The organism is Streptomyces sp. NPDC045899 (assembly GCF_056431485.1).
Genome location: NZ_JBWKKP010000024.1, coordinates 67,791 through 92,756, shown reverse-complemented (window position 1 = coordinate 92,756; position 24,966 = coordinate 67,791). Strand labels below are relative to the sequence as shown.

At 70.7% G+C, this 24,966-nt stretch carries 22 protein-coding genes; 12 read left to right on the top strand and 10 right to left on the bottom strand.

The features are described 5' to 3' along the window. The first annotated feature begins 130 nt into the window (after positions 1–130). The 5 genes from hypF to AC07FT_RS28865 all read left to right on the top strand — a co-directional run bounded on the left by hypF (position 131) and on the right by AC07FT_RS28865 (position 5,690). On the top strand, positions 131–2,446 hold the full coding sequence (hypF, locus tag AC07FT_RS28885; RefSeq protein ID WP_479178862.1) for a carbamoyltransferase HypF: 2,316 nt from the start codon (positions 131–133) through the stop codon (positions 2,444–2,446). Positions 2,447–2,464: 18 nt separating this feature from the next. Next, positions 2,465–2,764, top strand: coding sequence for a HypC/HybG/HupF family hydrogenase formation chaperone (locus AC07FT_RS28880; protein ID WP_479178860.1), 300 nt, complete (start codon positions 2,465–2,467; stop codon positions 2,762–2,764). Next, entirely contained in the window at positions 2,761–3,882 is a 1,122-nt protein-coding gene (gene hypD / locus AC07FT_RS28875; protein ID WP_479178859.1) for a hydrogenase formation protein HypD, read from the top strand. The genes AC07FT_RS28880 and hypD overlap by 4 nt, the downstream gene beginning before the upstream one ends. Positions 3,883–3,916: 34 nt before the next feature. Continuing rightward, positions 3,917–4,936 carry a hydrogenase expression/formation protein HypE gene (gene hypE, locus AC07FT_RS28870; RefSeq protein WP_479178908.1) on the top strand — a complete coding sequence of 340 codons (1,020 nt, stop codon included), beginning with the start codon at positions 3,917–3,919 and terminating at the stop codon, positions 4,934–4,936. 88 nt (positions 4,937–5,024) lie between these two features. Further along, positions 5,025–5,690 (top strand): CBS domain-containing protein, encoded by a 666-nt coding sequence (locus tag AC07FT_RS28865; protein WP_479178857.1) that lies wholly within the window; start codon positions 5,025–5,027, stop codon positions 5,688–5,690. A 17-nt stretch (positions 5,691–5,707) separates the two neighbouring features. On the opposite strand, the gene AC07FT_RS28860 is transcribed toward AC07FT_RS28865, so the two are convergent. Next, entirely contained in the window at positions 5,708–6,934 is a 1,227-nt protein-coding gene (locus tag AC07FT_RS28860; RefSeq protein ID WP_479178855.1) for an Acg family FMN-binding oxidoreductase, read from the bottom strand. A 201-nt stretch (positions 6,935–7,135) separates the two neighbouring features. Here AC07FT_RS28860 and AC07FT_RS28855 point away from each other — a divergent pair, with 201 nt between their 5' ends. The 5 genes from AC07FT_RS28855 (at position 7,136) to AC07FT_RS28835 (ending at position 13,345) form a co-directional block, all read left to right on the top strand. Continuing rightward, positions 7,136–7,807, top strand: coding sequence for a CBS domain-containing protein (locus AC07FT_RS28855; RefSeq protein ID WP_479178853.1), 672 nt, complete (start codon positions 7,136–7,138; stop codon positions 7,805–7,807). 111 nt (positions 7,808–7,918) lie between these two features. Continuing rightward, positions 7,919–8,767, top strand: coding sequence for a universal stress protein (locus AC07FT_RS28850; protein WP_479178852.1), 849 nt, complete (start codon positions 7,919–7,921; stop codon positions 8,765–8,767). A gap of 86 nt (positions 8,768–8,853) precedes the next feature. Then, on the top strand, positions 8,854–9,723 hold the full coding sequence (locus tag AC07FT_RS28845) for a universal stress protein (protein WP_479178850.1): 870 nt from the start codon (positions 8,854–8,856) through the stop codon (positions 9,721–9,723). A 32-nt stretch (positions 9,724–9,755) separates the two neighbouring features. Next, on the top strand, positions 9,756–10,634 hold the full coding sequence (gene ppk2 / locus AC07FT_RS28840; RefSeq protein WP_479178849.1) for a polyphosphate kinase 2: 879 nt from the start codon (positions 9,756–9,758) through the stop codon (positions 10,632–10,634). Beyond that, positions 10,631–13,345: a bifunctional acetate--CoA ligase family protein/GNAT family N-acetyltransferase gene (locus AC07FT_RS28835; RefSeq protein ID WP_479178848.1), complete on the top strand. Its 2,715-nt coding sequence runs from the start codon at positions 10,631–10,633 to the stop codon at positions 13,343–13,345. Before ppk2 ends, AC07FT_RS28835 begins: the two co-directional genes overlap by 4 nt. Before the next feature lie 32 nt (positions 13,346–13,377). Here the strand turns inward: AC07FT_RS28835 and AC07FT_RS28830 are convergent, their stop codons facing one another. Continuing rightward, positions 13,378–14,283, bottom strand: a complete 906-nt coding sequence (locus AC07FT_RS28830; RefSeq protein ID WP_479178846.1) for a universal stress protein — start codon at positions 14,281–14,283, stop codon at positions 13,378–13,380. Positions 14,284–14,868: 585 nt separating this feature from the next. Between AC07FT_RS28830 and AC07FT_RS28825 the strand changes: the two genes are divergently transcribed. Continuing rightward, positions 14,869–15,057: a hypothetical protein gene (locus tag AC07FT_RS28825; RefSeq protein WP_479178845.1), complete on the top strand. Its 189-nt coding sequence runs from the start codon at positions 14,869–14,871 to the stop codon at positions 15,055–15,057. Between the two features lie 12 nt (positions 15,058–15,069). Beyond that, positions 15,070–15,480: a hypothetical protein gene (locus tag AC07FT_RS28820; protein WP_479178843.1), complete on the top strand. Its 411-nt coding sequence runs from the start codon at positions 15,070–15,072 to the stop codon at positions 15,478–15,480. Positions 15,481–16,897: 1,417 nt separating this feature from the next. Here the strand turns inward: AC07FT_RS28820 and AC07FT_RS28815 are convergent. From AC07FT_RS28815 to AC07FT_RS28780, 8 genes are all read right to left on the bottom strand, one after another. Beyond that, the gene (locus tag AC07FT_RS28815) at positions 16,898–18,148 is read right to left on the bottom strand and encodes an Ig-like domain-containing protein (protein ID WP_479178841.1); all 1,251 of its coding nucleotides are present in this window, start codon (positions 18,146–18,148) and stop codon (positions 16,898–16,900) included. A gap of 364 nt (positions 18,149–18,512) precedes the next feature. Further along, the gene (locus AC07FT_RS28810) at positions 18,513–19,307 is read right to left on the bottom strand and encodes a class I SAM-dependent methyltransferase (protein WP_479178840.1); all 795 of its coding nucleotides are present in this window, start codon (positions 19,305–19,307) and stop codon (positions 18,513–18,515) included. A 3-nt stretch (positions 19,308–19,310) separates the two neighbouring features. Then, complete coding sequence (locus AC07FT_RS28805) at positions 19,311–20,060, bottom strand: ABC transporter permease (RefSeq protein ID WP_479178838.1); 750 nt, start codon at positions 20,058–20,060, stop codon at positions 19,311–19,313. 3 nt (positions 20,061–20,063) lie between these two features. After that, positions 20,064–21,107 carry an ABC transporter ATP-binding protein gene (locus AC07FT_RS28800; protein ID WP_479178837.1) on the bottom strand — a complete coding sequence of 348 codons (1,044 nt, stop codon included), beginning with the start codon at positions 21,105–21,107 and terminating at the stop codon, positions 20,064–20,066. After that, a complete protein-coding gene (locus AC07FT_RS28795) occupies positions 21,104–21,865 on the bottom strand; it encodes a CPBP family glutamic-type intramembrane protease (RefSeq protein ID WP_479178835.1) in 762 nt (253 codons plus the stop codon). The genes AC07FT_RS28800 and AC07FT_RS28795 overlap by 4 nt, the downstream gene beginning before the upstream one ends. After that, positions 21,862–22,539 carry a lysostaphin resistance A-like protein gene (locus AC07FT_RS28790; protein ID WP_479178834.1) on the bottom strand — a complete coding sequence of 226 codons (678 nt, stop codon included), beginning with the start codon at positions 22,537–22,539 and terminating at the stop codon, positions 21,862–21,864. Before AC07FT_RS28790 ends, AC07FT_RS28795 begins: the two co-directional genes overlap by 4 nt. Further along, on the bottom strand, positions 22,514–23,878 hold the full coding sequence (locus AC07FT_RS28785; RefSeq protein WP_479178832.1) for a YcaO-like family protein: 1,365 nt from the start codon (positions 23,876–23,878) through the stop codon (positions 22,514–22,516). The genes AC07FT_RS28790 and AC07FT_RS28785 overlap by 26 nt, the downstream gene beginning before the upstream one ends. After that, the gene (locus tag AC07FT_RS28780; protein ID WP_471203888.1) at positions 23,875–24,963 is read right to left on the bottom strand and encodes a hypothetical protein; all 1,089 of its coding nucleotides are present in this window, start codon (positions 24,961–24,963) and stop codon (positions 23,875–23,877) included. The genes AC07FT_RS28785 and AC07FT_RS28780 overlap by 4 nt, the downstream gene beginning before the upstream one ends. Positions 24,964–24,966 lie beyond the last annotated feature (3 nt).

Genomic DNA, 24,966 nt, shown 5'->3' with positions numbered 1-24,966 from the left:
GTGGCTCCCCGCGGGAGCCCCGTCGGCTCCTAGCATGACGATGGCCCGGCCGGGCACGGGCCCCGCCGCGGGCTCGGCACCGGCCCCTCCGCACCGAACACCACCGCATCGGGACGGGAGTGCCGCCCTCATGGACCAGCCACCTGCCGCGCCCCTCGGCGTGGCGGCGGGCGTGACCGCCGACCCTCGGCCGGAGATCCGGCGTCTGGTGGCCGTCGACGGTGTGGTGCAGGGCGTCGGCTTCCGGCCCTTCGTCCATACCCTGGCGGTTGAACTGGGCTTGTCCGGGCAGGTGGTGAACGGACCGGCGGGGGCCCGCGTCGAGGTAGAGGGGCCACCGGAGGCCGTGATCGCCTTCTGCCACAGGATCGTGGCGGAAGCACCCCCGCTCGCGGACATCGTCGCGGTCGCCACATCCGAACTGGTCCCGACCGGGGCCGTCGGTTTCGCGATCGGGCCGTCGGCCGCGGGGGAGGGCCACACCGTCGTCCCGCCGGACACCGCCACCTGCGACGCCTGTCTGACGGAGCTGGCCGATCCCGCCGACCGCCGGTACCGGCACCCCTTCGTCACCTGCACCGACTGCGGTCCACGCTTCACCATCACCACCGACATGCCGTACGACCGCGCCACGACCACCATGGCTTCCTTCCCCATGTGTCCGGAGTGCGCACGGGAGTACAGGACCCCTTCCGACCGACGGTTCCATGCCCAGCCCATCGCCTGCTGGGCCTGTGGACCGAGCCTGAGACTCACCGGAGCCGTACGACGAGACGGTGTGGCGGCCTTGGCCGAGGCCCGGCGGATGTTGACCGCCGGAGCGATCCTGGCGGTCAAGGGCATCGGCGGATACCACCTCGTCTGTGACGCCACCGACGCCACGACCGTGGCCGGACTGCGGCGCCGTAAGGCGCGTGGCGACAAGCCCTTCGCCGTCATGACACTCGATCCTGACACCGCCGCTGGTCTCGGGCACCTCGGTGCGGCGGAGCGCCGCGTCCTCATGGACCGGTCCCGCCCCATTGTGCTCCTGCGCAGACGGGACCCCTCCCCCCTCGCACCGGACGTCTGCCCGGGGAGCCCGGACGTCGGCGTGCTGTTGCCCTACACCCCGTTGCACCGGCTCCTTCTCGGCTTGCCCGGCGATCCGCCCGGCCCCGGTGCGCTGGTGGTCACCAGTGGAAACATCTCCGGTGAACCGCTGGTGACCGACGATGGCGAGGCGCAGCGCCGTCTTGGCCGACTTGCCGACGCATGGCTCTGGCACGACCGGCCCATCGCAGTGGCGTGTGACGATTCCGTGGTGCGGGTCCGTGGGGACGGCTCGCTCCTGCCCATCCGGCGCTCGCGCGGTTTCGCCCCGGCCCGGATCCGCCTCCCGAAGGCGGTCCTTCCGGTGCTCGCTGTCGGCGGGGACCTGAAGAACACCCTCTGCCTGGCGGAGGGTGACTCCGCCTGGCTGGCCGGCCACATCGGGGACATGGACAGCCTCGCGTCCCAGCACGCTTTCCAACGCGCGGAAGCCCATCTGCGAGCGCTGGCCAAGGTGGAGCCGGTCCATGTCGCTGCCGACCGTCACCCCGGCTACCGGTCCGCCCGGCTGGCGCGGCGTTTCGGCCGGCCGCTCACCCGGGTGCAGCACCATCACGCCCATGTCGCCTCCGCCATGGCCGAGCACGGCCTGGACGAGCCGGTGCTCGGCATCGCGTTCGACGGCACCGGCTACGGCGACGACGGTGCCGTATGGGGCGGCGAGGTGCTGCTGGCCGACTACGCCGGCTACCGCCGGCTGGCACATCTGGCCTACGTGCCCCTTCCCGGCGGTGACGCCGCGGTCCACAACCCCTGCCGGATGGCACTGAGCCACCTGTTCTCGGCGGGTATCCCCTGGTCCCCTGACCTGCCGTGTACGGCGGCCTGTCCTCCCGGTGAGCGTGTGCTGCTGAAACAGCAGCTGGTGCGCGGCCTCGGCTGCGTGGCGACCTCCAGCGTGGGACGGCTGTTCGACGCGGTGTCCTCGTTGGTGGGTCTGTGCCACCGGGCGGGCTACGAGGCCGAGGCAGCGGTGCGACTGGAGGCCGCGGCGCTGAGCGCCGGCCCGGTGCGCGACGGCTACGCCTTCACACTCGAGGATCCCGCGGCCCTGCTGGCGGCGATCGTGGCCGATCTCCGCGCGGGTACCGAAGTCCCACTGATCGCCGCCCGGTTCCACCGGGCGGTCGCCGGGGCCGTACGCACCGCCTGCCGGCAGGCCCACCGCGACACCGGTGTCCACACGGTCGTCCTCACCGGCGGCGTCTTCGCCAACACCGTCCTGGACGAGATGTGCACCGCCGGGCTGACCGAGGACGGGTTCACCGTACGCGTCCACACGGTGGTGCCGCCCGGCGACGGCGGTCTGGCACTGGGGCAGGCGGTCGTCGCCGCCCGGCTCCCCGACGACTGAGAAGACGAGGAGGAGCACATGTGCCTGGCGGTACCCGGCCGGGTGGTCGGGATCGAGGAGCGGGACGGTACACCGATGGCCCGCGTCGACTTCGGTGGGGTGGTCAAGGACGTCTGTCTGGCCTACCTGCCGGAGATCGGTGTCGGGGACTACGCCATCGTCCACGTCGGCTTCGCGATCCAGCGGCTCGACGAGGAATCGGCCCTGGCCACACTCCGGCTCTTCGAGCGCATCGGGGCACTGGAGGAGGAGTTCGGGGACGCCTGGACGCGCGCGGCCAAGGAAACGGGAGAGGCCCGGAAGGAGGAGGAGCGGTGAAGTACATCGACGAGTTCCAGGACCCGGGTCTGGCCCGGAGACTCCTGGACGACATCGCCCGGACGGCCACGCGGCCATGGGCGTTGATGGAGGTCTGCGGCGGTCAGACGCACTCGATCATCAGACATGGGATCGACCAACTCCTGCCCAGCAGAATCGAGTTGATTCATGGTCCGGGCTGTCCCGTCTGCGTCACTCCGCTGGAAGTGATCGACAAGGCCCTGGAGATCGCCTCCCGCCCGGATGTGATCTTCTGCTCGTTCGGCGACATGCTCCGTGTACCGGGCAGCGACCGCGACCTGTTCCGGGTCAAGAGCGACGGGGGAGACGTCCGGGTGGTCTACTCACCGCTGGACGCCCTGCGGACCGCACAGGAGAACCCGGAACGGCAGGTGGTGTTCTTCGGCGTGGGCTTCGAGACCACCGCGCCCGCCATCGCCATGACGGCCCACCAGGCAGCGGGGCTGGGCATCCGGAATTTCAGCCTCTTGGTCTCGCACGTCCGGGTGCCTCCTGCCATCGAGGCGATCATGCGCTCACCGGACTGCCGGGTACAGGCGTTCCTCGCCGCAGGACACGTGTGCAGCGTGATGGGCACCGGGGAGTACCCCCGGCTCGCCGAGGCCCATGAAGTGCCCATCGTGATCACCGGGTTCGAACCGCTGGACATCCTGGAAGGCATCCGCAGGGCGGTCCGCCAGCTTGAACGGGGCGAACACCACGTGGAGAACGCCTACCCGCGGGCCGTGCGTCCGCAGGGCAACCCGACCGCCCTGCGGGTGCTCGGAGAGGTCTTCCGCACCACCGACCGTGCCTGGCGCGGGATCGGTGTCATCCCGGACAGCGGCTGGCGGCTGTCGGACGCCTACCGCGACCTCGATGCCGAGCACCGGTTCGACGTCACGGGCCTGACCACCGACGAGCCCGCCGTGTGCCGCAGCGGGGAGGTACTGCAAGGGCTGATCAAGCCCGTCGAGTGCACCGCCTTCGACGCTGCGTGCACACCGCGCACACCGCTGGGCGCGACCATGGTCTCCAGCGAAGGCGCGTGCGCGGCCTACTACCTGTACCGGCGACTGACCACGCCCCGCACCGAGGAGAAGGCTTCCGTTGACTGACATCGCATCGGACACCACCGGCTGGTCCTGCCCGATGCCCTTGCGTGACCAGCCGGTGGTGGTCATGGGCCACGGCGGGGGAGGGGCGCTGTCCGCAGAGCTGACCCGGCACCTGTTCCTCCCCGCCTACGGCGGGGAGACGCTGGAAGCCCTCATGGACTCGGCCGCCGTCGAACTGGGCGGCTCCCGGCTGGCCTTCTCGACCGACTCCTACGTCGTTCGCCCGCTGTTCTTCCCCGGTGGTGGTATCGGGGATCTCGCGGTCAACGGCACCGTCAACGACCTGGCCATGAGCGGAGCCGTACCCCGGTACCTGTCGTGTGCGTTCATCCTGGAAGAGGGAACGGAGCTGAGCACGGTCGGACGGGTGGCCCGGGCGCTGGGCGCGGCCGCCCGGGCTGCCGACGTCACCGTGGTCACCGGTGATACCAAGGTGGTCGATTCCGGCCACGGCGATGGTGTTTATGTGACCACGGCGGGAATCGGGCTCATTCCCGAGGGGGTGGACATCCGGCCGCAGCGTGCGCTGCCCGGTGACGTGGTGATCGTGAGCGGTCCGATCGGGCAGCACGGGATCGCCATCCTCAGCGTTCGCGAAGGTCTGACGTTCGGAACCGAAGTGGTCAGTGACACCGCGCCGCTGTCCGGACTGGTCCAGGCGATGCTCGCCGTCACACCGGACATTCACGCTCTGCGCGATCCGACCAGAGGTGGGCTCGCCGCCGCCGTCAACGAGATCGCGACGGCCTCGGAGGTCGGGGTCGTCCTGGACGAGGGGGCTGTGCCCGTCCCGGACGCGGTGGCCACGGCCTGCGCGCTGCTCGGCCTGGATCCGATGTACGTGGCCAACGAGGGCCGTCTGGTGGCCTTCGTTCCCCGGAGCCACGCCGAGGCGGTGCTGGAGGCGATGCGGGCGCATCCGGCGGGCGGCGGGTCGGCCGTGATCGGCGAATGCGTGGCTGATCACCCCGCGGTGGTCGTGGCCCGCACCGGACTGGGCGGGACCCGGATCGTGGACCTGCCGCTGGGGGAGCAGCTTCCGAGGATCTGCTGACCGTGGCCTGGAGTGGTGGCCGGACATCCGGGGGCCGGACACTGGGAGTGCGGAGGGGCGGAAGACTCGGCACGGAGGAGGAGGCCCTGTGGCGCAGACGTTCCACGTCGTGAGTGATGTGATGACACGGCCGGTGGTGGCCGTGGGCCGTGCCGCCTCCTTCAAGGAGGTGGTCCGGACCCTGGGGCAGTGGCGTGTGAGCGCGATGCCGGTACTGGAGGGCGAGGGACGGGTCATCGGTGTCGTCTCGGAGGCGGACCTGTTGCCCAAGGAGGAGTTCCGGGACAGCGATCCGGACCGCTTGGAGCGGTTGCGGCGCCTCCCTGACCTGGAGAAGGCCGGGGGCGTGGTGGCGGAGGAACTGATGAGTTCCCCGGCGGTGACCGTGCACATGGACGCCACCTTGGCCGAGGCGGCCCGGATCATGGCGGTCAAGCGGGTCAAGCGGCTTCCCGTGGTCGACGCCGAGGGGATGCTGCGGGGCATCGTCAGCCGGGGTGATCTGCTGAAGGTGTTCCTCCGTCCGGAAGAGGACATCGAGGAGGAGGTCCGGCGCACGGTGGTCTCCTACCTGTTCCCGGACAACAGCGGTATTCACGTCCGGGTGGCGGACGGGGTCGTCACGCTGAGCGGGCAGTTGCGGGACACCTCGCTGATCCCGGTGGCCGCGCGTCTGACCCGGGCCGTGGAAGGCGTCGTCGACGTCGAGTGTCACTTCCGGGGTGCCGGACCGGACGGGCCCCGTACGAGCTGAGTGCGGCCCCCGACGGGCTACGGCTCGACGTCCAGCACTTCCGCGACGGGCCGACGGGGAGTCCGTGTGCCGGGGCGGCCGTACCCCAGCCGTAGCACCATCTGTACGTAGGCCATGCCCGAGGTCGGATCGCGCAGCGGCCATCGCAGTTCGTGCCATTCGAGGGCCTGGGTGACGAACGAGGTGGCCAGCCCCTCGAGGGTGGCCAGGAGTAGCACACGTTCCAGAGCCATACCGGACCGCAGCCAGTCCTCGGGCCGGTCCTGCGCGGTGCTGAGCAGGGCCAGCTGGGGTGAGGTCTCGAAGTCGACCGCCTCGCGGCCCGGGATCCTCTTGCCACCCGCGAAGTCCCGCATGGGGGCCTTGCCTCCCCGGCGGCGGGGCCCGAAGGCGTACTCCGGGACCCCTTCGGTGGCAGGACGTGTGTCCTCCGCGCCCCGGGTGAAGCGTGCGAGGTCGGTCGCGGAGTCGGCGTCCGTGAGGTTGCGCGTCTCGGCCTCGAGGATCAGCTCCAGCACCGACTGGAGGTGCCAGCCGGAAGGGAAGTCCAGTGAGACCCGCTCCCTTCGCGCGGCGTCGGCGAGTGCCCGGCGCACAGGTTCGGGTATCGCCTTCTCCGCGAAGGGCTGGCGACTGGTGTGCCGAGTGTGGACCGCGGGATACAGGTCCGCCGGATCGTCGTCGTTCCCGAGCGGGTCGGTGAGCGTCACCGAGGCGAGGACCATCGGGTCGGCCGGCTGGGGCAGCAGCCGTGTCACCGCCTGCCATCCTTCGTGCGCGACCGCCACCCGCAGGTTCATCAGAGCGGCGCCGCAGCCGATGTGCAGGGCTCGGAGTTCGGGGTCGCTGTGGGGCAGAGAGCCCCGGAGGTCGGCCCTGAGGTGGAAGACGCGGTGACGCCGGGAGTACTGGAAACGCCAGGGCTGGGCGTTGTGCATGGACGGCGCGGCCGTGGCATCCCGCACCAGAGCCGCGATCACCATCTCGGAGAGCTCACGCGCCGCCCGGCGCTTCTGCCCGGACCCGTCGCCCGCCCCGGGTTGCCGTTCCGGTGCGTGCGCGATGTGGTGGATGTGTGCGTCCGGGCCGGGGAAGACCAGGCTGACGTGGTCGGAATCCGACCACCGCACGTCATAGGGAGGTGTCCCGTCGTCATGGTGGAGCCCGACGATCTCACCGTCCCGCCTGGTGGCACCAGTGGTAGGGCTTTCGACAATCAGTTGGTCGCCGACTTCAGCATGCATCGACATCCCGCCTCTCTGCCTCTTCCAATGTGTCACCCCGAGTGGGTGATGTCCTGGGGGCACAGGGCCCCGGCGCGGGGGCCACTCGGCCCACTCGCGGAGCGGGCCGGGGAGGGAGCCATGAGACCCGATCCGGCCACATGAGCGAGCCGGCAGGCTCGATGGACGAGGCTGCCGTAGGTCCGAGGGAGGAGCCGCCAGATGCACCACAGAACGGTCGGAGAGCTCATGACACGTCCGGTGGTCAAAGCCCCCCGGGACTTGCCGTTCAAGGAACTCGTGGAGCTGCTCACGGAGCACGACGTCACGGCGGTGCCTGTCGTGGACCGGGCCGGCCATCCGGTCGGAGTGGTGTCCGAAGCCGATCTGCTGCGCAAGTCCGCAGGTGAGGCCGATCCGTCCGGTCGACTTCCGGTCCCCCATCTGGAGGCGTGGGAGCGTGCGAAGGCGGGGGGTGCCCGGGCGGAGGAGCTGATGTCCTCGCCCGCGGTGTGCGCGCGCCCGGAGTGGTCGGTCGTCGAAGCGGCACGGGTGATGTCGGACCGCCGTATCAAGCGGCTTCCCGTGGTGGACGAGACCGATGAGCTCCTCGGCATCGTCAGCCGAGGTGATCTCCTGCGGGTCTTCCTCCGCCACGACGACGCCATCCAGGACGAGATCGAGAGGGACCTGCTGCGACGGACCCTGCGCCTCGCTCCCTCGGCCGTGGCGGTCGAGGTGCGCCGGGGCGAGGTGACGCTGGACGGATCGGTGGAGGTCAGGAGCCTGATTCCCGTCATCGTGCGGCTGTGCCGGAGCGTGGACGGTGTCGTCTCGGTCACCGAGCACATCACCTACCAGACCGATGACACCGGTGCGAGTGGCACCACGTAGCCGCCGGAAGCGTGGAGCAGACGAGGCCGGTTTGGGATATCCGGGATGGTTTGCCCCGTTTCGGGGTACTCACGCTCCGGGAGAGGTTCCACACGATGGAGCAGGGATGCCATGGAACAAGTCGTCACCGTGGGTCTGGACGGTTCGGCCGAGAGCAGGGCCGCCGCACGCTGGGCCGCTGACGAGGCCGTGAAGCGCGATCTGGCGCTGCGGCTGACGCACGCCTGGATCCTGCTGTCACCGCCCACGCCCGACAGCCCGGCGGCGGAGGACCAGAACCACTGGGCGAAGCAGATCGTCCACGAGGCGCACACCGAGCTCGCCCGACTCCACCCCGACCTGACCATCATCGACGAGCTGGTTGCGGAGGAGCCGGCGAAGGCTCTGCTCGCCGCGGCGGCGAGTTCCCGGATGCTGGTGCTCGGCTCGCGCGGTCTGGATCCGGTGGCGAGCTTCTTCCTCGGCGACATCGGCCTGCACGCGGTCGGCCGGGCGGAGCGCCCCGTGGTGCTGGTGCGCCCGGGCCGGGAGGGGGACCGGGGGAAGGTGGTGGTGGCCCTCAGCCTCCACGGCCCCCAGGACAACCTCCTGGAGTTCGCCTACGTCACCGCGTTCACCCGTGGCGTCCCGTTGTACGCGGTCCACGGCAGGAAACCGGAGCGGGCGCACACCCTCCGGGGCCCGGACAGCGGCGCGGACCAGGACCTTGAGCAGCGTGTCCGAGGGGAACTGGACGTCGTTCTGCGGCCCTGGCGGGAGAGGTTCCCACGGGTCCGGGTCATCGACGAGGTGTACTTGGAGAGCCCCGCCCGGGCCGTGGCGCGGGCGGCCGCCGACTGCGATCTGCTCATGGTCGGCCGGCGAAGACACCCCCCTGCCCTCGGGCCCCGCCTCGGCCCCGTGGTGCAGGCGGCCGTACACCACGCGACCTGCCCCGTCGCCGTCGTCCCACACGAGTGACCAGCCTCGCGGGCAGCTCGCCGCTCTAGGCAGACGGCCGCCCCGGGCGGCCCCACGCGGAATCGGCGCCGATGACGGAGATCCTCATGACGCAACCCATCACCGCAGGTCTGGACGGGTCACCGGAGAGCCTCGCCGCCGTCGACTGGGCCGCGGAGGAAGCACTTCGGCGGGGCGCCCCGCTGCGGCTGGTCCATGCCTGGATGCTGCCGCCGCAGACCGCCCGTACCGCACAGGCCCCGGAGGCCCGCAGGCTCTGGGCGCAGGAACTGCTGGACTGGACACAGAAGCAGGTGCGTGACCGGTACCCGAAAGTCCAGGTGACCACCGAGCTCCTTGCCCACACCCCGGTGGATGCCTTGGTGGCCGAGAGCGCTGCCACGGGACTTCTGGTACTGGGGGCACACGGCCGCGGTGCCGTGGGCGGCTTCCTGCTCGGGTCCGTGGGCCTGCGGGTGCTCACGCTCTCCCATCGCCCCGTGGTCATGGTGCACAAGGATGCCGCGCTGCAGACCGAACCGGGCGAGGGCGGCATCCTCGTGGGTATCCAGGACCCCCCGGGGTCGGCCGTACCGATCGAGTTCGCGTTCGCCACCGCGAAGGCGCACGGCACCGGGGTACGTGCGGTGCGGGCCTGCGCTCCGCCGCCGGTCTTCCCCCACAAGCCGCGGGCCGAAGAGCAGGCGGAGGAGAGCTCGCGTGGGGAGGCGGCGGAGCGGGAACGGCTCGCGGAGGCCGTCGCCCTGTGGCGCGAGAAGTACCCGGGTGTCCCGGTGACCGAGGAGGTCGCACGCGGCCACGCGGCGGAAGTACTGCTGGCAGCTGCCTCGCGGGCGGCGCTGGTCGTGGTCGGCCGGCCCGCGCACCGCCCTGTCGTGGGACCACGCCTCGGCCATGTCGCCCATGCACTCCTCCACCACGCCGACTGCCCGGTGGCCGTCGTCCCGTATGAATGAGGCCCGGCCGGGCGGCCCGGAAGGGAGGATCCATGCAGGGGAGCGCACCACGGGACGACGGCGGGCCGGAACGGGTGCCCCGTGGCCGCTACGAGAGGGAACTCCGCCGCCTCCAGGTCGAGTTGGTAAAACTCCAGGAGTGGGTGCGGGTCGAACGCCGACGTCTCGTGGTGGTTTTCGAAGGGCGTGACGCCGCCGGGAAGGGCGGTGCGATCAAGCGGGTCACCGCACGTCTCAACCCGCGCGTGGTACGGACCGTCGCGCTACCGGTTCCCACCGATCGCGAACGCACCCAGTGGTACTTCCAGCGCTATGTGAGTCAGCTGCCCGCGGCGGGGGAGATCGTGCTCTTCGACCGCAGTTGGTACAACCGGGCCGGTGTGGAGCGCGTCATGGGGTTCTGCACCGACGAGGAGTACCAGCGCTTCCTCCGCCAGTGCCCGGTCTTCGAGCGCATGCTGATCGAGGACGGGATCCTGCTGCGCAAGTACTGGTTCTCGGTGAGTGACGCCATCCAGGACCAGCGGTTCCGACGACGGCTCTCCGATCCCACACGGCGCTGGAAGATCTCCGGGATGGACCTGGAATCGATCACCCGCTGGGAGGCGTACTCGCAGGCCAAGGACGAGATGTTCGCGCGCACCGACACGGCGGCGTCACCCTGGTTCGTCGTCGACGCCGACGACAAACGTGCGGCCCGGATGAACATGATCGCTCACCTGCTGTCGACCGTGCCGTACCACGAAGTCCGGCTGCCGGACCTCAGCCTGCCACCCCGCCCGGCACACACCGGCTACCAACGCCCGCCCAGACACCTGCAGACCTACGTACCCGACCACACCGCAACGCTCGTGTCCCCGGATCCTGCGGCAGCGGGGGAGGACACCGCGGGGAAGGACCCTGACCCGTGACCGCCACGGTCCACGCGCTGCTGGCCGACGGAAGCACCGTCGAGATACGTGCCGCGCGGCCGCGGGACCGGGACGAAGTCCTGCGCATGCACCGGGAGATGTCCGCAGAGGATCAGCGACTGAGGTTCTTCGCCGTCAACCCGCGTTACACGCAGGACGCGGCGGAACGCATCTGCGCCCCTGAACACCGCGGGTACCGCGCGCTCCTGGCCGTCACCGGCGAACGGGTGGTCGGCGTGGCCGAGTACACCACGCTCCCCGGGCATCCCGGAGCACCGGTGACCGCCGAAATCGCTCTGGCAGTAGCCGAGGGACACCATGGACAGGGCATCGGCACGCTGCTGCTGGAACATCTGGTCCACGCGGCGCGGACCGACGGAGTCACGGCTTTCACGGCTGAGGCACTCGCCGAGAACCGCGAGGTCTTGAAAGTCTTCTCCGACCTGGGTCTGCGCACCTCCCGCCACTTCGAGGGAACGGACGTCGAGTGCACCGTGCACCTGGAGGAGGACGAGCACTATCTGGCGGCGGTGGACCGACGGGGGCGGACTGCCGCGGTGGCCAGCCTGAGCCCCCTGCTGCGGCCCCGTTCGGTGGCGGTCGCCGGAGCGGGCCGGCGGCCCGGGTCGGTGGGACGCTCGGTTCTGGCGAACCTGCGGTCCGGCGGGTTCCCCGGCGCGCTGTACGCGGTCAACCCCCACACCAACGTCATCGACGGCACTCCGGCATCCCCGTCCGTGGCGGCCCTGCCACGCGTACCCGACCTCGTCGTGCTCGCCGTGCCGCCGGCCGCGCTCCCCGACGTCGCGGAGGAGTGCGGCGCGGCGGGTGTCCGGGCTCTGGTGGTATTGACAGCGGGCCTGGACGGCGGGCAGGCCGAGGCGCTGTTCACCTCCTGCCGCCGCCACGGGATGAGGCTCGTGGGCCCCAATTGCCTGGGGATCGCCAACACCTCCCAGGACACCCGGCTGAACGCCACCTTCGCCGCTCATCCGCCGCTGCCCGGTTCCGCCGGGGTGGCGGTACAGTCCGGCGGCGTCGGCATCGCCCTGCTCGAACGCTACGGCCGTCTCGGTGTCGGCGTGTCCAGTTTCGTCTCCCTCGGCGACAAGTACGACGTCAGCGGAAACGACATGCTCCAGTGGTGGGAGTCCGACCCCGCTACCCGCTTCGCCGTACTGCACCTGGAGTCCTTCGGCAATCCGCGGGCCTTCTCCCGCACCGCCCGCCGAGTCGCCCGGGCCATGCCCGTTCTCACCGTGGACGCCGGACGCTCCGAGGCCGGACGGCGCGCCGCGGCGTCACACACCGCCGCCGCTGCCACCCCCACCATGACCCGTCACGCCCTGTTCACCCAGGCGGGCATCATCGCCACCCAGGGCATCGCCGAACTCATCGACACCACCGCGCTGTTGTACGACCAGCCGCTGCCCACGGGGACCGGCGTCGCGGTGGTGAGCAACGCGGGAGGGGCGGGAGTGCTGGCCGCGGACGCCTGCGTCGATGCCGGGCTGACGGTGCCGCCCCTGACACCCGACCTCGCCGCCACGCTCCGGGCCACACTGCCGCCGGGCGCAGCCACCGCCAACCCCGTGGACACCACGGCCGCGGTCACGGCCGACCCGTTGCGGCGCTGCCTGGACCTGCTGGCGGCTCACGCGGCCGTGGGAGCCGTGCTGCTCGTGCTCGTCCCCACCGCGCTGACCACCGGTAGCCCGGACGACCCGCTGCTGGCCCTCACCGGCGGGTCGGGGCGTTGGCCGCGGCCGGTCGCCGCGGTCCTGCTCGATCAGGAAGCGCCCGTACGGCTCCTTCCGAGCGGTGACCGCCACCTCATCCCCGCCTACGCGGAACCCCGGTCGGCCGCACGCGCCCTGGCCCATGCCGCCCACTACGCGCGCTGGCGCGCCGAACCCCCGGGCACGATCCCGCAACTGTCGGGTGCCGACCCGGTCGGAGCCACCGCCATCGTGGAGGACTTCCTCACCCGGCAGCCCGGCGGGGGCTGGCCGGGCCCCCGCACCTGTGCGGCGCTGCTGGACCGCTATCGCATTCCCCAAGTGCCCTGGGCCTGGGCGACGGACGAGAACACCGCCGTCGACGCAGCACGCCATCTCGCCGGGAGGGAAGGCGGCCGAGTGGCGCTCAAGGCGTACTGGCCCGGCCTGGTCCACAAGAGCGATCAGGGAGCACTGCGCTTGGACCTGGAAGGCCCCGACCAGGTGCGCAGCGCCTACCGGGAACTGTCGGCGCGTTTCGGGGACCGGATCAGCGGCACCCTCCTGCAGCCCATGGCTCGCCGCGGGGTCGAACTGTTCGCGGGGGTCGTCCAGGACGAGGTGTTCGGCCCCCTGGTGCTCTTCGGCCTCGGCGGCACCGCCACCGAGCTCCTCGCCGACCACGCGGCGCGGCTCGCCCCGCTCACCGATCGCGACGTCCACAGTCTTCTCACCGCGCCCCGGTGCGCCCCCCTGCTGTTCGGCTACCGGGGAGGCGAGCCGGTGGACCTGGAAGGGCTGGAACAGTTGCTGCTGAGATTGTCCCGGATGGCCTGTGACCTCCCGCAGCTCGTCGAGGCCGACCTCAACCCGGTGGTGGCCCGGGCCGACGGTGTCATGGCTCTGGACGTACGACTGCACATCCTCCCGCGCCACCCGTGGGACCCCTATCTGCGGCGCTTGCGCGCTGCCCGCCGGTGGGGGGCGGCATGAGCATCGGGGAGGCTCCGGGGGAAGGGTTCCGGTCACACCCGCTGGGGCACGATGGCCACCGGGCACGCGGCACGGTGCAGCACGGTGTGGCTGACCCGGCCGAGTTGCAGACCCGAACGGTCGCAACGGCGCAGAGCACCGAGGACCAGCAGATCGGCTCGCTCCGACAGATCCACCAGCACCCGGTGCGCGGGTCCCTCGATTACCTCGCGACGGCATACGGCCCCCGGGCGCCGGTCCTCCGCGCCGTCCAGGACCTCGCCGAGCACGGTCGCGGCCTGTTCCTCGTAGAGCAGACTCGCAGCCGAGTGAGAGCGCAACGGTCCGTCGTGCGCCTGTGCCGGTTTGCACCAGGTGCGCACCGCGTGCAGCTCGGCGTCCCGCGCCTGGGCCTCACGGAAGGCGAACCCGATGGCCTCGGATCCTTCGGCGACGTCACCGACGGCGAGGACCACGCGCCCGAATTCCCCGCGCAGGCTGTCGTGCGTCCCACGTACCACGATCACGGGGGCCGCGGCACGGCCGGCGACCGCCAGGCTCACCGATCCGAGCAGTACGTCCGCGAGCTCACCCCTGCCCCGCGAACCGGTGACCACCGCGAACGCCTCCTGGCTCGCCGCGAGCAGCGCCGTCACCGTGTCCTCGGCGAGTACGTCGGCAGACACCTTCACATCCGGGTTGCGTGCCACCGCGCGCTCGGCGCACGTGGCGGCGATGTTCTCCGCCACGATCTCCCCCGAGGAGCGACCCGCTCCGAAGGCGGGCAAGAGCCCTTCGTAATGTTCCCACCGAGACGCGTAGATCAGCCGCAGCGGCACCCCGTGGCGCGCGGCCTCGTCCACCGCCCAGTCCAGGGCCTGCAGGCTGGGGTCTGATCCATCAACCCCCACAATCAGCGGAAACGACACGGTCTCCACCGCCTCTCCTGTGGTCGGCACGTTTGCCGCCCCCTCCTACCAGACTCGCACGAACTTCTTGGACCGGCGGGATGGGCATCGGGGCCGGTCGGGCCTCGGCCGCTGGAACTGCTGCCGTGGGGCGTACTCCTCGCGGGGAAGGGGTTTTGCCGGAGAGTCCGTACCGGTTGGCGACGCGAGCCGCGAGGCTGTCGGACCGATCCCGGCATCACATTCGGTGATGACTCAGGCGCCCAGGGTGACTCCGGGGGGGCGATCACGGCCGGCGTTCGGTGCCGTCCCGGCAGCCCGGTGCACATCGGCCGACGTGCGGCCTCCGGCCAGGGAGGATCCGACCGTGTCCATTTTCGCGATCCTCGATGCCATACGCGGCACCGGCCTGGCGCTCGGTGCTGTGTGCTGATCGGTATATGCGGTCATGGGCCTAATGGGCCACGGGGGTGGTTTCCCAGTCGCCCCCTTGAGCAGCCGCTTGCTCGGGTGGACTACTGAGGTGGATCAATGGGCCACACCCGTGAATCGGCTCACGCAGCACCCGGCTCTGTCCCGGTCGCTGCGCAGGCTTTGGGTCAGGGCCCGTTCCATCGTCATCATCCGAGGGGCGCCATGCGATTCACCCCTGCCCTGCGATCTCTCGGCGCCGCTGTCCTCGCCGCCGCCGGTCTGACCGGCGTCCCGGGTACCGCACACGCGGCGACGTACGTGCCCTGCAGCACCTCCGCGTTGATCACTGCCATCACCAACGCCAACACCGCCGGTGGCGACTCCCTGACCCTGGCGGCGAACTGCACCTAGACCCTCACGGCCGTGAACAACTCCGCCTCTGGAAGCCCCAACGGACTGCCCGTCATCACGGAGGCGATCTCCATCACAGGGGTCAACAGCACCATCCAGCGCTCCACGGCCCCCGGCACCCCTGAGTTCCGCATCTTCGAGATCGACCCCCCGGACGGCAACCTGACCCTCACCGGAGTCACGGTGCGCAATGGTGATGTGACGACGTCGGACACGGCCGGGGGCGGGATCTGGCTCAACGACGGTGGGACCCTGCGGCTGGTCAACTCCACCGTCACCGGAAACAAGGGCGCCGACAGCGGCGCCGGCGGTATCGAGAGCACCGAGGGCACGATCACCCATCAGCAACAACACCGGCCGTCCTCAGCCAGAACGCCGCAACCTTCGGCGGGGGACTCCGCAACGCTGGCACCGCCACCCTGACCAACGTCACCCTGGACCACAACACCGCCACCGACAGCGGCAGTGCCGGAGCCGGGATCTACAACGGAGGTTCCCTGACCACCACCAACACCCGGATCACCGACAACACCGCGACCGACCCCGAATCCCAGGGCGGCGGAATCTACAACGGCGACACCGCGACCCTGCGCACCACGAACATCACCCGCAACACCGCCGGCGACGGTGGCGGAATCTTCAACGACAGCACGGTGAGCTTGGTGGGCAGTTCGGTCACCGCCAACACCCCCAACAACTGCGCCCCGACCGGCAGCGTCCCCGGTTGCACCGGCTGACCCCGGGGGGTATTCCGCCCTCCGCGCCATATGTGGCCTCGGGGCATGTCGACGGAGAAGACGGGCGTAACCGGCTTGGTGCGTCCTGTCCCGTGGTCGGGTAGCAGGCGGTGTCGGGCGCGCCCGACACCCGGGTACGGACCGATCGTGCCCGCGGAAACCGATGTCCCGATCGTCGCCCCCGCCACCATGGGGGCGGCGTTCGCGGGCACGACGTTGCGGCCCACCGTGCGCTCGGCACAGGTGGCGGCGATGTCTCCGTCACGGTCTCCCCCGAGGAGTAACACTCTGCCTCCCCGGCGTCTCACCACCCCGTAGTGCTGCCGGTCGCGGCGGCGCGGATGCTCGCCACCGCGGAGCACATCACCCTGACGATGTTCAGCTCGGGTTGTCCGAGCGGGCAGCCGTGGCGAGTCTCCTGCGCAGCTCGTCGCTGTCGACGGCCCGTGCCACACGTATGTTCTCGCGGTCCTTGCAGCGGTGGGCCCTCCGGACGACGATCTCCGTCAGATCGATGAGCTCCCGCGGATGCCTCGCCTCCCACTCCAGATAGAGCGAGCAACGCGAAGGGCAGTCCGGGCCAGGGCGACGACATGGCCGGCCGGACCATCCCACAGCGCATGGGGCAGTGACTGACTCGCGACCCTCTCGTCATTCCCGCGCGCCCGTCCGATCCGCGGCCTCCGCCGGTAGACCGCGTTCAGGCGGTCAACGGCATCGTCGACCTCCTTCTGCGCGCCGACGACACGGTCGAGCGCCGCCGACCGGACAGCAGGATCGTGCGCAGTCAGTCCACACGCCCAGCCGAGCCGTGTCTCCCACTCGCTTGCACCGGTCGTCGTTCTCACTCCGGGATGATCGGCGACGCGGAGCGCATAGGGAAACGGTTGTGTGTATCTCGATCCGCTCCTCCCGACACCGAGCCTTCGGGCTGGGGCCGGCCGCGCCGCCGATCTCCGGCGGCGCGGGGCCGGTTGTGGGAAGTGAGGGTGGCCCGGCCGGGTCTAAGCGGCTGGGGCGAGGTATGCGTGGTGGCTGTGGGAACGATCAGTCACGGGCGTGCTCCCTGTGCTGTCGGCCGGCCCGTTCGTGGACGTCCGCGGTCATGCGCATCCGTGGTTGCCGTGGATCGGGGCGTGCCCGTGGTGGCGGCACCGCTTGACGATGTGGGTGAGCCTTTCGGGGTTGTCGATGTCGGAGGAGTAGTTGGCATCGCCGGAGTAGGTCGCGGTGATGGTGTGGGCACCGATGGTCAGGTGTTCGAGGGTGCGGGTGGCGATGCTGCAGTGGTGTCGCGCGGGCTTCAGAACGCCTGTGCCGACGGGGGTTCCGTCGACGGTGAAACGGACGGTGCCGGTCGGCCGGGGGAGACCTGGTTGGTTGGTGGCCGGGCAGACGAGGTCAGCCACATGGACCCGCTGTCCCTTCTTGGAAGGGTTCGGGTGGGATTTGAGGTGCGTGATGACGGGGGAGGGCGGGGAAGGCAGGGTGTAGGTGAGGGTGACGCGGCCGTTTCCGGTGTTCGCACCGGTGGTGAAGGTGCTTCCGGCCGGTCCGGCGCTCGACCCGCCACCACCGCCGCCGCCACCTGAGAACGTCACGTCGGTGGTGGCGCCACCGCCGCCACCGCCACCTCCGTACACGCCGCCGCCCCCACCACCGCCGGCACTGATCGACGCGCCGCCGCCGGTTCCGCCGGTGCCGAGCACACCAGGCTGGCCGTTGTCGCCGTTGAAGTGGACGCCGACGCCTCCGTTGCCGCCCGCGCCCGGGGTGGTGGGAGTCGCTCCGCCGCCACCCTGGCCACCGGTGGTGTCGGTGGCGCCGGTGCCGGGGGTCCCGTTCGCCCCTGACTGGCCGCCAGCACCGCCGGGACCACCGGGCAGCTCCTCGGTGCCCCCTCCGCCGCCGCCACCGGCGGCCGTGACCAGCCGCGAGGACAGGTCGAAGGCTCCGGAGCGGATGTCCGAGGCACCTCCGGCGCCGCCACCGCTGCTGCTGTCCGAGGTCCCGCCACCGCCGCCGCCGTTGAAGCCTGCTGTGCCGGGGGTGGTCTCCACCGCGTCACCGCCCACCCCTCCGACGTTGACCTGCAGTGTCTGGCCGGGGGTGACGGTCAGGGTCCCGGTGACCTCGGCACCGGCGCCGCCGGTGCCTCCGGGATTGACATCGCTGGCTCCCGCGCCGCCGGAAGCTCCCCTGACGTCCGCGTGCAATTGGGTCACTCCGCTGGGGACGATGAACGTCTCGGCCGCACCGGTGAAATTGAAGGTGCACACCACCTGGTTGCCGGTCTGGGCGCAGCTCTGGGCGGCGGCGGGACCGGCCAGGAGCGGCACGAGGGCCAGGGACATGCCCGCCACGAGTGTTCCCGCCGTCATGGCGCGAAGGGCCGGGCGGGTAGGACGCGTGATGACAGAGCCGTGTGAAGCGATCATGTGCAGGTCTCCTCATTGCTGCCGCACCCCTGGCTCTCGGCGTGCCTCCTGCAGAGGGCGCCGCCTGGCGCCGGGATACAGTTCGACGGGGCGGGGCCGGATCGGGCCCGCTGCCACACATCGTCACCACCGGCTCGGAAGCGCGCCCCGACGCCGCGCCGTCGGCCGACCCGAACGGCGGTCCGGCCGAGTGCCTCCCCCTCGACGACCTCACCCCCGCAGTGCTGCGCCGGACCCTCTGCACCAGGACGTCAGCACGGATGACCCGGTTGCCGGAGCTTCAGGACACGATGTCCTCGCCGTGGCGCAGCCGCAGCACACTGTCGGGCAGCATCCGGCTCGCGGTGGGCGCCGTGGCCGTCAGCCGTGCGGAGGGGAGCAGTTCCAACTGCTCACACTGCCACCCCGCGGTGTCGAAGACGGACAGGTCGGTGAGGCCGTGCATCTCCAGCGGTGTCCCGGCGGCCCGCGAGGCCTGGGTGAGACTGCGGGCGGAGGAAGCGGAGAGGACATCGCAGATCCAGCTCGCGCCCGCCCCCGGGCACGCCAGTGAAGTGGCGAGTGCCCGCACGGCGTCCTCCGGAAGATAGGTCAGCAGTCCCTCCGCGAGGATCACACAGCGCCGCCCGCTGGTGCGTGGCAGCAGCAGACCGGCGAGCCGGTCGGTGTCGCGCAGGTCGGCGCGCAGCCGCGTGACGGGGACCTTCGCGTCGGCCGACGGCAGCAGCCGGTCCTTGAGGTCGAGTACCGGAGCGGAGTCCACCTCGATCACCCGGCAGCGATTCGGCCAGTCCATGCGGTAGGGCCGTGCGTCGAAGCCCGCGCCCAGGTTGACGCAGACGTCCACTTCCTCCCGTGTGAACACCTCGGACAGCATGCGGTCGATGAGCATCGTGCGTGCCACCACGACCGACGTCCCGGCGGTGTGCCGGGTGACTCCGCGGATGGTGGCGGGGCAGAGGTCGGCGAACCGGGCCGCGAACGGATCGTCGAGCGCGCTGTCCGGATCGGCCGTCGCCCGGGCCCGGCCGGTGGCGGTCAGGAAGGCGGTGGTGGGTACGTGGCCTGCGGACACGGGCTACTCCCAGCGGAAGAGCCGTACGGCGGCCGCGGCGGTGAGCGCCAGCAGACCCACCAGTACGCCGACATCGAGGGCGACGTTCGTCGAGCTGTCCAGCCATGCGTGCTGAAGGAGCTTCACGGCGTAGGTGGCCGGTATGGCATCGCTGATCGCCTTCATCGTGGAGGGGAAGATCTGGAGCGGGATGGTCGCCCCGGAGAGGAAGATCATCGGGAAGTAGAGCAGATTCGCCACGGCCGTCGCCGCGCGTTCCGAGGGCGCGACCGCCGCGACGACCCCGCCTATCGCGTACATCACCAGCGTCACCAGAACCAGCGAACCAACGGTCGCCACCGCCGCGCCCGCCGAGTCCGGCATGTGCAGATCGAAGAAGAGCCAGCCGGTCGCGACCAGCAGTACGGCGCCCAGCAGGCTGAGCGCGATGTTCACCAGCCCTTGGGCGATCAGCAGGGCCGAGGGGCCCAGGGGGGTCGCGCGGAAGCGCTTGAGCACCTTGCGGTCCCGGTACTCGGCCAGCCCGAGCGGAAAGCTCATCAGCCCGGTGACCGCGATCACCAGGACCAGGTAGGCGGGCACCGACATGTCCACCGTGCCCCGTCCGTCGAGCCGGCTGGAGGGGTCGTTGCCGTAGATACCGCCGAACATGCACAGCATCAGCACCGGAAAGGCGAGTGCGAAGAAGACCGGAGCGAAATTCCGCATCATGCGCCGTGATTCGAACCTGACGACCTGCCAGAGCAGTTGCATGGGTCAGTCGCCGCCCTTCTCGCTGGAGTCCTTCTTGCCGGAGTCCTTCTCGTTTTCGGCAAGGTCGTTGCCGGCGGTGTCGGTGCCGATGCCGACCAGCCTGAGGTAGGCGTCTTCGAAACTCGGCGCGCGGTGGCTCACCGCGGAGGGCGGCAGATCGGCCGCCACCAGCCGCTGGAGGACACGGTCGTAGTCCGTGGGGAAGCTCGCCGCGTACGCGACGCGCCGGTCCGTCCCGGTGGTCAGCCGGGCCAGTCCGAGTTCCTCGAACTGTCGCTCGATGCCGGGAGCCGCGTCGACATCGACCGAGACGGTGGCCGGTCCGCCGTGCGCCGAGGCCAGCCGTGCCGGGCTGTCCAGGGCGACCAGTTCGCCGCCGCGCAGTACCCCGACCCGGCCGCACAACGCCTCCACCTCCTCCATCGAATGCGAGGTGAGCAGCACCGCGACACCGCGAGCGGCCAGATCGAGCACGGCGCGCCAGGTTCCGCGGCGCTGCTCCGGGTCGAGGCCGGTGGTCAGTTCGTCGAGGATCACCAGGCGCACATCGCCGACCTGCGCCAGCGCCAGCGCGAGGCGTTGACGCATACCTCCGGAGAGTTCGGCGATGAGGCTGCGCCGTCGGTCGGTGAGGCCGAACGTGTCCAGCAGCCGTGCCGCGGCTCCCGGGGCGGAGTAGAGGGCTTCATAGAGGTCGCACAGTTCACCGACCCGGGCGCGGCTGGGGAACTGCGACTCCTGCAACTGCATGCCGATGAGGTGGCTGGCGGTCTGTCGGTCGCGGTGCGGATCCAGGCCGCAGACGGAGATCGAGCCGTCGCGGACGGGCCCGCGCAGACCGCCGACCGACTCGGCGATCGAGGTCTTGCCCGCCCCGTTCGGTCCGACAAGACCGAGGATCTCCCCGGGGCCCACCTGGAAGGACACATCGCGAACGGCGACGAGGGAACCGTAGGCGACGCTCAGGTGTTCGACCCGCACCACCGGGCCGTCCTCCGCGGCCGCCGCCGGCCGGGGTACCGACGTATCGGAGTTCTTCGGTATCACAGGCTCAGCCTCCTGGGTGCTGACGAGGCGCGCGCACGGGAGGTGGCGCTCAGGTTGGTGTAGAAGCCGGCGAAGGACATGTGCAGGGCCAGTGCGGGCAGGATGCTCTCGGTGGCGGCGGTCAGCAGGCTGCCGGTCGTGCCGAGGGCGAGGCTGGACATCCCCAGCACATAGGCCTGGACCCAGGTGGAGACCAGGACGACCTGGCCGACCGCGAACAGCACGGTGCTGAAGGCCGCCGCGAACACGAAGCCGCCACCGGTCGCACCGAGCCCCAGCAGGACGGCGCCCCGGAACACCAGCTCCTCGACCAGCGCGGCCACGGCGGGGACCACCCAGTGCAGGTGCCGGGGCAGGGCCAGGATCGAGGAGATCCACTGCACCCGGGTGATCTCCCCCGGCACGTCCACCCGTGGGTTCGCCCGGTACAGCAGCGAGACGCACAGGATGTTCAGACTCGATGTCCCGCACACCGCGAGCAGCAGGGCGAGCAGCGCGTCGGCCGAGGGCCGGCCGACGAGCCGCTGGAACGAGAGTCCGGCGAAGGCCATGAGCAGCACCAGTGCCACGACACCCAGCAGCAGGTAGAGCACGGTCCCGAAGAGCGCGAAGGCCGCGTCCGGACGCAGCCCCGTCCGGTCCGCGAGCCACAGCCCCATCCGTCGTCGACGTGCCGGATCCCCGAACGGCAGCCGGTAGAGCGCCAGCCAGCCACCGATCGTCGCGACGCACACGCATGCGTAGGTGACCGCGTTCACCGGTCCACCACCTGACGTGCCGCCAGGGTGTGGACCGTCAGGTTCTGCCCGAGGTGGCTGAGCACCGGTACGAGCAGACTGCCCGAAGCGACCAGCAGGACCCCGAACACCGCACCGGACAGCGCCTTCTGGACCATGATGAGGCCGCCGAAGAAGAGGTGTCCGAGTGCGTAGCCGACCGCCGCGCAGCAGATCGCCGCCCATGTGGGCAGGCCCAGCCATTCTTCGAGAGCGCCGATCCACAGTCCCCGGTAGAGCAGTTCCTCGGCCACCGCGGTGAGCAGGATGGAGGCCAGGTAGCCGGGCCCCGCGGGAGCGCCTGCCCGGACGGAGAGGCGCAGGCTCCGCTTCCCGCGCAGCAGCTTCGGCGCGGCCCCGAGCGCGAACTCGGCCCCGACCAGGGCGACCCCGGCCCCGAGTGCGATCAGGAGCCAGAGCGGACCGGTACGCCATGCGCCGAGGCGATCCGGTATGAGGTGCCCGGACGCCACGACGGCGACGGCCAGCCCCGTGACGACCAGATACGCCAGGGGAACGCCGACCGTCGCGGTCCGCTCGCGATTCCGGGCATCATCCGGGCCGGTGCGGAACGATCCCGCGATGCGGACCAGTTCGGCGGGCGCCACCGTCGCCACCAGCACCAGGCCCTCAAGGGAGCGGGTGGGGGACCACATGCGTCACACCCCCGTAGCTGCGCATCCGGGGATGGCCGCTCGCGGGGAAGCCGGGAAGGCACATGCTGAGCAGCTCCGGGATGAGCACCCGGACCACCTTCCATGGGGTGTCCGCCAGCGCCGGCGGGGTGATGTCCAGATAGCCCGACCATTCGCTGATCGCGGAGAGCTCGGTCAGCAGTGTGCGGATGGCGGACTCGTCGTCGGGGGCGTAGGGGTTCACCGAGCCGAGGTCCATGCGTCCGGCCGTACGGCTCTCGACGGCGGCGAGTTTGCGCTCGGCGTCGTGCGGGGCGGCGAAGTACAGCACGTTGGAGTCGAGGTCCGTGAACGCGGAGCTCTTCTGCGCGAAGTGCACATGGGGGAGGTCGAAGACGGTGCTGAACATGCCGATGGCGAGGATGGCAGTCGCCTCGGCCGCGCCGCGCAGCAGTGCCTGGCGCGGATCCGGATCGGCCTGCAGCCCGAACGCGATGTACGGCAGCTCCCGGTCGCGCCGTACCAGGGTGACGCCCACATTGGGCAGCGACAGCTCGGGCCTGGTCAGGTACGTGGCCCGGACCTCGTACGGCCCGTCCGGCTCCAGTCCGGCGGCCGTGAGCAGCTCGCGCCCGTCCGCGTCCGGCTCGATGACGGGGGCCTTGGCCTCCGTGTACCAGTTGAGGATGAACGCGTCGATCTGCACGGCCTCGATCAGTGCGCTGAGCAGCGCCTTGTCCAGCGAGACATGCGCGGCGGTGCCCGTGGAGAAGGACGGGGTGAACAGCTTGTCCCCGTACTCGGCGTTGCTGCGGAAGCCCAGGAAGACCAGCTGCGCCGGCAGATAGACCTCCTCGCCCGGCCGGGTGAGCGACGGGCAGGCGATCCACGCGATGACATCGTCCTCCTTCGGCAGCTCGGGCGAGTAGCGGTGCATCATGCCCGCGATGCGCTCCTGTTGCGCCGCTTCGAAGATGCCGAGCAGTTCCAACGGCATGCAGCGGTGGCGCGAGGAGAGCGAACGGTAGGAGGCGTACTCGATGCGGTGCTGGAAGAGCGGCATCGCCATCATCGCGGCGTACCGCTCGACCGATTCGCCGGTCAGCCGGGTCACCGCCTCCTCGTTGGTCGACCCGTAGCCGGCGAGGTGGTACTGCATCTGCATATGGGGGTCCTGCAGCGCCAGCCGGTGGTACTGGGGCATCGCCGCGGTCGCCGACCGCAGGTTCGGTTCGCCCGCGACCGCGGCGGGGGAGACCAGCATGCCGGGAAGGATCCCGCCCTGGTTGCCACCGATCCGCGCGTACCGGTCGAGCGCGGTGGTCATCCCCGGGTAGCCGCGGGTCGTGATGGGGCTCATCGCGTTCCCCCGAGCGCGTTGCGGACATGGCGGTCGATGACGACCCGGCTGCTGAAGTTGATCTCTTCGACGATGTCCCGCGAGACATGTCCGCAGGCCGGGCAGGTGCCGATGCGCAGGACGTCTTGGGCCTGCATCTCGTACGTCGGCAGGTAGATGCTCAGCGCACGGCCGAGGAAGCGGGAGGTGCCCAGCGAGCGCAACAGGACGGCCTCGTTGACCAGGAACGCGCACAGCAGCCACTCGACTCCGCTCGGCCCGCTGTTGGCCTTGGGCACGTTGGCCCCGACGAACGCGTGGTAGCCGATGTGGTCTTCCAGACGGGCGAGTGAGCGCTGCTCGAAACACTCCAGACAGCCGGTGCGCGGGCTCTCGGCCCCGACCACCGTGGCGAACGGGCCGTCGATCAGCCCCACCAGAACCGGCTTCTCCAGGTGACAGGCGAGGCGGTTGAGATTGCGCAGGGTCAGGATCGAGGCCTGGCTGATGGAGACGATGAGCGAGTCGCAGTGCTCGACGTACCCGCTCAGCCGCTTGAGCGTGTCCGCCGCCGCCAGGCCCCCCATCCCGGAGGTGAGATCGGCGTCGCCCAGCTCGGCCAGGAACTCGGCGGGCAGCAGCTCCACCGGATTGCCGAGGGATTCGGTCTGACGGGACACATAGGCGGTGGCACTGGGGGAGTCGGCCACGAAGGCGACCGTGGCCCTGGACGACTCGGCGGCACCGAAGAGATCCAGGTTCCCGAGCAGCGCCCGCGCCATCTCGGCGCCGTGTTCGGAGGGTCGGTCGTGGGCGAGGAAGCCCGCCTGCCGCAGCTCGGTCACCGCCAGCCGCAGGTTCGCGCGCTCGACGGGGGAGAGACCGGTGACGCCGTCGAAGGTCCCGTCGGCCGTTTCGCCCGCGGCCAGCTTGTCGAAGAGCGCGGTCATGGCAGCACGGACCCCCGGGGACTCCGCGCGCAGATCGACGGTCACCTCGGAGAAGTTCCATATCCCCCAGCGGAGTCGGATGACGCCCGGCTCGACGGCCAGGAGCCGCACGGAAGTTGCCAGGACGATTCCCGGCTCGGAAGCTGCAACGGTCATTGC

What these genes read in the sequence shown, in the direction of transcription:
- hypF (WP_479178862.1), top strand. Translation starts at nt 131, where the DNA reads ATGGACCAGCCACCTGCCGCGCCCCTCGGCGTGGCGGCGGGCGTGACC.
- AC07FT_RS28880 (WP_479178860.1), top strand. Translation starts at nt 2,465, where the DNA reads ATGTGCCTGGCGGTACCCGGCCGGGTGGTCGGGATCGAGGAGCGGGAC.
- hypE (WP_479178908.1), top strand. Translation starts at nt 3,917, where the DNA reads ATGCCCTTGCGTGACCAGCCGGTGGTGGTCATGGGCCACGGCGGGGGA.
- AC07FT_RS28860 (WP_479178855.1), bottom strand. Translation starts at nt 6,934, where the DNA reads ATGCATGCTGAAGTCGGCGACCAACTGATTGTCGAAAGCCCTACCACT.
- AC07FT_RS28855 (WP_479178853.1), top strand. Translation starts at nt 7,136, where the DNA reads ATGCACCACAGAACGGTCGGAGAGCTCATGACACGTCCGGTGGTCAAA.
- AC07FT_RS28850 (WP_479178852.1), top strand. Translation starts at nt 7,919, where the DNA reads ATGGAACAAGTCGTCACCGTGGGTCTGGACGGTTCGGCCGAGAGCAGG.
- AC07FT_RS28845 (WP_479178850.1), top strand. Translation starts at nt 8,854, where the DNA reads ATGACGCAACCCATCACCGCAGGTCTGGACGGGTCACCGGAGAGCCTC.
- ppk2 (WP_479178849.1), top strand. Translation starts at nt 9,756, where the DNA reads ATGCAGGGGAGCGCACCACGGGACGACGGCGGGCCGGAACGGGTGCCC.
- AC07FT_RS28825 (WP_479178845.1), top strand. Translation starts at nt 14,869, where the DNA reads ATGCGATTCACCCCTGCCCTGCGATCTCTCGGCGCCGCTGTCCTCGCC.
- AC07FT_RS28815 (WP_479178841.1), bottom strand. Translation starts at nt 18,148, where the DNA reads ATGTCCCTGGCCCTCGTGCCGCTCCTGGCCGGTCCCGCCGCCGCCCAG.
- AC07FT_RS28805 (WP_479178838.1), bottom strand. Translation starts at nt 20,060, where the DNA reads ATGCAACTGCTCTGGCAGGTCGTCAGGTTCGAATCACGGCGCATGATG.
- AC07FT_RS28790 (WP_479178834.1), bottom strand. Translation starts at nt 22,539, where the DNA reads ATGTGGTCCCCCACCCGCTCCCTTGAGGGCCTGGTGCTGGTGGCGACG.
- AC07FT_RS28785 (WP_479178832.1), bottom strand. Translation starts at nt 23,878, where the DNA reads ATGAGCCCCATCACGACCCGCGGCTACCCGGGGATGACCACCGCGCTC.
- AC07FT_RS28780 (WP_471203888.1), bottom strand. Translation starts at nt 24,963, where the DNA reads ATGACCGTTGCAGCTTCCGAGCCGGGAATCGTCCTGGCAACTTCCGTG.